At 73.4% G+C, this 7,599-nt stretch carries 6 protein-coding genes; 2 read left to right on the top strand and 4 right to left on the bottom strand.

Annotation, left to right across the window (positions count from 1 at the left end):
- Positions 1-161: 161 nt before the first annotated feature.
- Positions 162-1,676 carry an IPT/TIG domain-containing protein gene (locus ABZ449_RS22155; RefSeq protein ID WP_360348392.1) on the bottom strand — a complete coding sequence of 505 codons (1,515 nt, stop codon included), beginning with the start codon at positions 1,674-1,676 and terminating at the stop codon, positions 162-164.
- 357 nt (positions 1,677-2,033) lie between these two features.
- Here ABZ449_RS22155 and ABZ449_RS22160 point away from each other — a divergent pair, with 357 nt between their 5' ends.
- The gene (locus ABZ449_RS22160) at positions 2,034-2,798 is read left to right on the top strand and encodes a sporulation protein (RefSeq protein WP_360348395.1); all 765 of its coding nucleotides are present in this window, start codon (positions 2,034-2,036) and stop codon (positions 2,796-2,798) included.
- Positions 2,799-2,979: 181 nt separating this feature from the next.
- Here the strand turns inward: ABZ449_RS22160 and ABZ449_RS22165 are convergent, their stop codons facing one another.
- Positions 2,980-3,477 carry a phosphoribosyltransferase gene (locus ABZ449_RS22165; protein WP_360348398.1) on the bottom strand — a complete coding sequence of 166 codons (498 nt, stop codon included), beginning with the start codon at positions 3,475-3,477 and terminating at the stop codon, positions 2,980-2,982.
- Between the two features lie 165 nt (positions 3,478-3,642).
- Positions 3,643-4,437: a hypothetical protein gene (locus ABZ449_RS22170; RefSeq protein WP_360348401.1), complete on the bottom strand. Its 795-nt coding sequence runs from the start codon at positions 4,435-4,437 to the stop codon at positions 3,643-3,645.
- A gap of 257 nt (positions 4,438-4,694) precedes the next feature.
- Between ABZ449_RS22170 and ABZ449_RS22175 the strand changes: the two genes are divergently transcribed.
- Positions 4,695-7,076, top strand: coding sequence for a LuxR C-terminal-related transcriptional regulator (locus ABZ449_RS22175; protein ID WP_360348404.1), 2,382 nt, complete (start codon positions 4,695-4,697; stop codon positions 7,074-7,076).
- A gap of 62 nt (positions 7,077-7,138) precedes the next feature.
- On the opposite strand, the gene ABZ449_RS22180 is transcribed toward ABZ449_RS22175, so the two are convergent.
- A partial coding sequence (locus tag ABZ449_RS22180; RefSeq protein ID WP_360348407.1) for a VCBS repeat-containing protein occupies positions 7,139-7,599 on the bottom strand: 461 nt, incomplete at its 5' end.

The raw sequence follows: 7,599 nt of genomic DNA on the forward strand, positions 1-7,599 counted from the left end.
CGGCATCCTGCTGGGTACCGCCCACCGCCGGCCAGCGGATATCCGGCGGCCGGGTACGGCGGTGGGCGCCGGTGGCCGTGCCCTGCCGGGCGGTCCCGTCTCGTCGACCGTCCTGGTGTGCGGCGCACCGCAAGTGCCGGCGGGCGATCGCGGCACCGGTGTCACAGCTCCTTGTAGGTGAACTCGGCCACCGGACCGGTCGGGGAGGAGTAGCCGTTCGACAGCACGGTGACGTCGATGGTGTGCGGTTTGCCGACGCCGGTGGTCGGGTCGGGCACGGTGGCGGCGATCTCGCTGGGCGCGCCGTGGCGCTTGACCTCGACGGACGGGGAGGCGTTGTCGCCGAAGAAGACCTGGGCGTGGGAGCCGAAGTTGACGCCGGTGATGGTGACGCGGTGGCCCTCGCGGCCGCTGTCCGGGGTGAGGCCGGTGAGCATCACCGGGGCGGGGCCGCCGTAGGCGAACTGGCCGAAGGGGACGGCCGGCGAGGTACCGAGGTTGGTGGTGACCCGGACGGCGACCACACCCACGCCGGGAGGCGCGAAGACGCTGATCGCGGTGCCGTCGCCGCTGACGACCGGGTCCTGGCACGGGACCGTACCGAAGTCGACGGCCGTGCCCGCGCCGAAGCCGCTGCCGGCGATGACGAGCGCACTGCCGGCCTTGCCCTTGTTGCTGCTGAGAGCCCGCACCACCGGGCCGGGCAGCACGTCGGGGGTGCCGAGCAGACCCAGGTAGGTGGAGTTGGCGTGCTGGTAGGCGACCTGGCCCATGAAGTCCTGGACCGTCTTCTTGACCATGACATGGTCGTAGTCGCTCTTGTAGTGCGGGTGCAGCGGGTAGGCCTTGCCCGGCTGGGCGTAGACGTGGGGGCCGGGCAGGGCGGCGATCGCCGTGATCACGGCCTTGACGTCGTCGTTCGCCGCCGGGCCGGGCGGATGGGGGTACCACTTCTTCACGTCGCCGAGACTGGTCCAGGCCTGCGGCACCAGGTCCCAGTGGTTGTAGTGGCGCTCGTTGGCGACCCAGTGCAGGGAGTCGACGTACGCCGCGAAGTCCGGGCCTCCGGCGGTGGGGGCGGCGAAGGTGTGGAGGCCGAACCGTGGGGTGGCGCCCGGCCAGGTCTGCGCCCGGAGGTAGGGCGCGACCATGGTGGCGATGCATCCGCCCAGACTGTGACCGATCACGTGGACGGTGGGGTCCGGCGCGGCCCCGGCGAGGACCCCGGCGAGCGCCTGCACCAGGGTGACGCCCGCCGTGCTCATGGTGACGACCTGGCTGAACGCCTCCATCGCGCCCTTGGAGACGGCCACCGGGGCGGACGGCGAGCCGACGGCGGTGAATGGCACCACCGTGCCCACGTCGAGGTCCTCCAGCAGGTCGGTGACGTTGGCGACCGTGCCGCGCAGGACCACGGCGAACGCGTTGGCCGAAGGGTTCGCGGCCAGGTACGCCATGTTCGCGTTGTCCGGGCTCAGCGCCAGCCACTCCAGGCTCCAGTCGTTCCCGGTCGCGAGGGAGGACTCGGCCAGCTGCTCGCCGACGCCCAGGACGATCCGGTTCCGCTGCTCGGCCGGCGTCTCGCCCGATGGGCGGGGGGTGGCCCCGGTCGCCGCGATCGCGGCCAGTGTCATGGCCACCTTGGGCATGGTCGCTGTGCTCTGCTCCGTCGCCACGCGTGCTCCCTGGGATCGGACCGACCCGCCGGGTGGGGAGGTCGTGTCCTCTCTGGGTTCCGCCGGGGGCGTCCGACGATGTGTCCGGGCCCGGGACGTCATCCCAGCGGGCGCCCGCGGCCGCGGCCGACCCGGGGCAGGCCCGATGAGCCCACCCCACTCCCGGGACCCGGGCCCCCGGACGGACGGCCGGACGGCCGGTGTGCCGGATGCCCTGCGGGCTGCCAGGGGCGGTGACCGGGCCGAGCCTGTGGAACGGATGCCGAGGTGCTGTCGAATGCGGCCGGTCGGACGGCAAAGCGCAGGCAAAGTACGATCAGTACGCTCGGTCCCCGGTTATGTGAGGAGTGCCCCCGGATGGTGTTCAAGCGGCTTCTCGGCGCCCTGGGCGTCGGTGGACCCACCGTCGACACAGTGCTGTCCACCCCGACCGTCCATCCCGGTGGCACCGTGCACGGCCAGGTCAACCTGGTCGGCGGCAGCCGGGACGCCGAGATCAACGGCATCACGCTCTGCCTGGCCGCCCGGGTCGAGGTCGAGCACGAGGACGGCGAGAGTCACACCGTCAAGGAGTTCGCCCGGGTGCAGGTCTGCGGCCCGCTGCGGCTGGCCGCCGAGGAGCAGCGCGCCGTCCCGTTCGCCTTCCCCGTACCGTGGGAGACGCCGCTGACCGCGATCGGGGGCCACCACCTGACCGGCATGGCGCTCGGGGTGCGCACCGACGTCGACATCGCGGGCCAGCTGGACCGCGGGGACACCGACCCGCTCGCGGTCCAGCCGCTGCCGGTGCAGCAGCGGGTGCTGGAGGCGCTGGCGGCGCTCGGCTTCCACTTCCACCGGGCCGACCTGGAGGCCGGCCGGATCCACGGCACGGGCCAGACGCTGCCGTTCTACCAGGAGATCGAGTACAAGGCGGCGCCCCAGTTCGCCCGGCGCTGCAACGAGATCGAGCTGTCCTTCGTCACCGACCCGCACCGGGTCGAGGTGGTGCTGGAGTTCGACAAGCGCGGCATGCTCCACAGCGGCGACTCGGTGCGCACGTTCCTGCTGGACCATGCGGCCGGGCAGCACGACCTGACCGGCACGGTGGACGGCTGGATCCGCGGCGTGCTGGGCCACTGATCGCGCGCCTCGCCTCCGCGGCCTGCACGGGCGTGGCGGCGGCCGACGGCGCGGCGCGGCGGGGACTCGGCGCACTCGAGACCACCGCCCCGCCCGATCGGCCGCCCGCCGCCCGCGAAGCCGAGGACGATCTGCCGGCTCGTCGGACCGGTACGCGGGTCGTGGCCGCGTCCCCGCCCGATCAGGCGTCGAGCACCTGGCCCTTGCGCCTGACGACCGGTCCTTCCGCCGACCACGGGAACTCGATCCAGTCGTCGGTCCGCTTCCACACGTACTCGCACTTCACCAGGGAGTGCGACTTCTCGTAGATGACGGCGGACCGGACCTCGGCGACATGGTCGAGGCAGAAGTCGTGCACGAGCCTCAGGGTCTTGCCCGTGTCGGCGACGTCGTCGGTGATCAGGACCTTCTTGTCGGTGAAGTCGATCGCGGCGGGAACGGGCGCCAGCATGATGGGCATGTCGAGAGTGGTGCCCACGCCCGTGTAGAACTCGACGTTCACCAGGTGGATGTTCTTGCAGTCCAGGGCGTACGCCAGACCACCCGCGACGAACACCCCGCCGCGGGCGATGCTCAGGACGAGGTCGGGCTGGTAGCCGTCGTCGGCGATCGTCTGCGCGAGTTCGCGCACCGCCCGCCCGAAGGTCTGGTAATCCAGGATCTCGCGCGCATCAGTCACGGCGATCAGTGTCCACGGCCGTCGGCCGGGCGGCGAGCACCGGCACGCTGAGGGCCGGAAGTGTGGCGCTTCACACCTCGGCCGCCGCTCCGGGCGGCTGAGGCCTGTCACCGCGGCGCTGGCCGACGGCGGCCGGGAGGCGGCGTGCGGCTCGCGTCCGTCGTCTCACTCGCGTCCGTCCTCGGCCCCGCCCTGCAGGGCGGGGCCGTAGGCGAGCAGGATGCTCAGCGCCGCGTAGTCCGATCCGGGGCGGCGGACGGGCACGAACACCTCCAGCCGGTCCCGTTGGGTGCGGTAGCCCGCCTTCGTCGCGCGGGCCGGGCTGCCGACGTGCGCGGCCAGTCCCTGGACGTCGAGCCGGACGCCGTCGTCCGGGCCCGCGGAGACGAGAGCGATCCGGGACCAGGCGACCGGCGCGGGGAAGGGGGCGAGCGTCATCCCTTCGGCGGTGAAGGTCAACGCACCCCAGCGGAACGCGCCGCCCGCGCCGAGCTCGTCCAGGAGGCGTTGCGCGCGGGCCTCGGCGACGGCTCGCGTCGCGACCGTGACGAAGCGCGCGCCGGTGTCGGGGGTCGCCTTCGAGATCAGCCCCCAGAAGCCGCACTCCTCGCGGACCTTGACGTAGTCCAGGCCCCGGAGACGGATCCGGCCGCCCGTGTAGGGGCGGATCACGGTCTTGAGCACGTCGTGCGAGTGCGCCGTGTTGATGTGGACGGACACCCGGGTCGACTCGACGGAGGCGATCTCCCGCCACGCGTACCGCAGCGTGCGGCGCCCCGGCCGGCGCAGTTCGAAGCCGTGCTCGTACTCCCGGATCCGGATCCGGGAGTGCCGCACGCACAGGGCGAGGCACACCACGGCCGCCCCGGGCACCGCCCAGAACGCGAGGCGGAACGAGGACTCCTCGTCGTAGTGGTCACTGACGAGGGTGCACAGCACGCCGAACACGATGAGGAGCACGACCAGCGCGCTCAGCGGCCTGCGTGCATGAACTCCCTGGTAGGTCCACACCCGCTGCCCCAGCCGCCCTGGCCGCTCCGGGCCTGCCGCAGTGCCTGCCGACACCACTCACCTCGCATCGTCGTCCGATATCGCGTCGTCGAGTCTCGGGCGGGTTCGCGCGGGTGGGCAACGGGAGAACTACTCAATTCCCGCGCGCCCGCGGTCCGGTAGCGCCGGTCCGGCAGTGTCGGCGCGCGTCCGTAAGATGGCCACCCATGGGAACGGGGGCAGCCACGGGGACGATCGCCGGCCTCGGCGGTGAACTGACGCCGCTGATCGGGCGGCGGGCGGAGACGGCCCGGATCGCCCGGCTGCTCTCCGGCGCGCGCCTGGTCACGCTCAGTGGGACCGGCGGTGTGGGCAAGACCCGGCTCGCGCTGCGCGTGGCGGCGGAGGCGGCGCGCTCCGCCTTCCCCGACGGCGTGTACGTCGCCGAGCTCGCCGATCTGCGGGACCCCGAGCTGCTCGCACCGAGCGTCCTCGGCACCCTCGACGTGGCGGACCCGGGGCGCCCCGGCGCCGATGCGGCGGCCGTCCTCGCCGCCCGGCTGCGCGAGCGGCGCGCCCTGTTGGTCCTGGACAACTGCGAGCACCTGATCGACGCGTGCGCGCGCCTCACCGACGCGCTGCTGCGGGCCGCGCCCGGACTGCGCGTCCTGGCGACGAGCCGGCAGCCGCTCGGCATCGCGGGCGAACAGGTCTTCCCCGTGGAGCCGTTGCCGGTGCCGGACGCCGACGCGGGTCACGGCCTGCGGGTCCTGAGCGGCAATCCGGCCGTCGCGCTGTTCGTCGACCGGGCCGCCGCCGTGCTCCCCGGCTTCGCCCTGACCGCGTCCGACGCCGCCGTCGTCGCCGAGCTCGTCCGCCGCCTGGACGGGCTGCCGTTCGCCATCGAGCTGGCCGCGGGCCGCGTGCGGAGCCTGACGCCCCAGGAGATCCTGGAGCGGCTCACGAACCGCTTCGCGCTGCTGACCCGGGGAAGCAGCGTCGCCGCCGACCGGCAGCGCACCCTGCGCGCGTTGATCGACTGGAGCCACGACCTGTGCACGGAGCCCGAGCGGCTGCTGTGGGCGCGGGCCTCGGTGTTCCGCGGCGGCTTCGACCTGGAGAGCCTCGAACGGGTCTGCGCGGACGCCGGACTGCCACCCGCCGCCCTGCTCGACGCCCTCGACGGCCTGGTGGCCCAGTCGATCGTCAACTGCCGCCACGCGCAGGGGCGTTCGCGCTACCACCTGCTGGAGACGGTACGGGAGTACGGGCACGAGCGGCTGGCCGCGTCCGGCTCGCTCGACACGCTGCGCGCTCGCCACCGGGACCGGTACGCCGAACTGACCGCACGGGCCGGGCAGGAGTGGTTCGGGCCCCGCCAGGTCGACTGGTTCACCCGCCTGCGCCTGGACCACCCGAACCTGCGCGCGGCCCTGGAATTCTGCCTGGAGCGGCCCGGGCAGGCGCGGGCCGGTCTGGCCCTGGCCGTGACGCCCCGGCACTACTGGATGACCGCGGGCCTGCTGTCCGAGGGGCGCCACTGGCTGTCGCAGCTGCTCGCCGCCGACCACGCGCGGGACGACGGCGGCGACCCGGCCGACCCGGCCGACCCGGACGGACCGGACGCCTCCGTCCGCCTACAGGCCCGGGTCACCGACACGTACCTGCGCATCCTGCAGGGCGCCCCGGAGGCCGACGTGCGGCACGCGCTCGCCGCCTGCGAGGCGGCGGCCGGGCAGGGAGACCACCGGCGGGAGTCGGCGTGGGTGCGGCACCACCACGGGATCCTCGCCGTCTGGCGCGAGGACTTCGCGAACGCCGCCGAGCTGTTCGCGCGGGCGCGCACCGAGTTCCGCACGCTGGGCTGCCTCGACGCGGCCCTCGAGTGCCGGGTCAAGTTCGCCATCGCGCACGCCTACGGGGGCGAGGCCGCCGCGGCCGCCGAGGCGTGCGGCGAGGTCGAGGAGGCCGCCCGCGCACACGGCGAGTCCTGGCTGCACGGCATGGCCCTGCTCGCCCGCGCACTGCTGGCCCTGCGCGCGGACGCACCCGCCGACGCGACCGCACACGCCAGGGCGGCCATCGCCCGGCTGCGCCCCTTCCAGGACTGGTGGGACGTGGCCATGTGCGTGGAGGTCATCGCCTGGAGCACCCGCGACACCCCGCGGCGCGCGGCCCGGCTCCTGGGCGTGCTGCACCTGTTGTGGGAGTCGCTGGGCGGGCGGCTCGGCGCGGCCCCGTTCATGCGCACCCAGCACCTGCGCCTGGACGCCGAGGTACGGGAGGCGCTGGGCGCCGCCGCCTTCGACCGTGAGTTCCGCCGCGGAGCGCGCACCACCGTGGACGAGGCACTGGCCTACGTCCTGGACGACGCGGCCGGGGTACCGGGACTGACGAAGCGCGAGAGCCAGGTCGCGGAACTGGTCGCCGAAGGCCTCACCAACAAGGACATCGCGGCGCGCCTCACGATCGCGCAGCGCACCGCGGAGAACCACGTCGAACGCATCCTGGGCAAGCTGGGATTCGCCTCGCGCACGCAGCTGGCGGTGTGGACGTACGAGCAGCGAGGCGAACCGCCCGGAACATCCGGCGGTCGGAGTCCGCGGTGAACGTGGCTCGGGAACGCGCGCCGGAGACATCGCGCAACCACGCGGGTGGCGTGGTCGCGCCCCTACCAGCCGTTGCCGATCTTCACCGGTTGCGCGCTGCTGTAGCCGCGGCTGCTCTCCCCCGGGTACAGCAGCAGGTCACCACTGGCGTCGTTGCGGGCGACGATGTCCTGGTGGCCGTCGCGGTCCCAGTCGGCCAGCCCGAACGACGAGTAGCCTGCCCAGCCGTTGCCGATCTCCACGCGCTGGAAGCTGCTGTAGCCGCGGCTGCCGTCGCCCGGGTACAGCCAGAGCTTCCCGCTGTCGTTGTCCCGGGCGATGACGTCCTGGTGGCCGTCGTGGTCCCAGTCGGTCACTCCGAACGGCGAGTAGGGCAACCAGCTGTTGCCGATCTTGACGGGTTGCGCGCTGCTGTAGCCGCGAGTGCCCTCCCCCGGGTACAGCAACAGATCACCACTGGCATCGTTGCGGACGACGATGTCCTGGTGACCGTCGCCGTCCCAGTCGGCCACCCCGAACGGCG

The organism is Kitasatospora sp. NPDC005856, from assembly GCF_040629945.1.
Lineage (GTDB): Bacteria > Actinomycetota > Actinomycetes > Streptomycetales > Streptomycetaceae > Kitasatospora.

Excerpts from the sequence above, each read along its gene's own strand:
- ABZ449_RS22160 (WP_360348395.1), top strand. The coding sequence starts at position 2,034 with ATGGTGTTCAAGCGGCTTCTCGGCGCCCTGGGCGTCGGTGGACCCACC.
- ABZ449_RS22175 (WP_360348404.1), top strand. The coding sequence starts at position 4,695 with ATGGGAACGGGGGCAGCCACGGGGACGATCGCCGGCCTCGGCGGTGAA.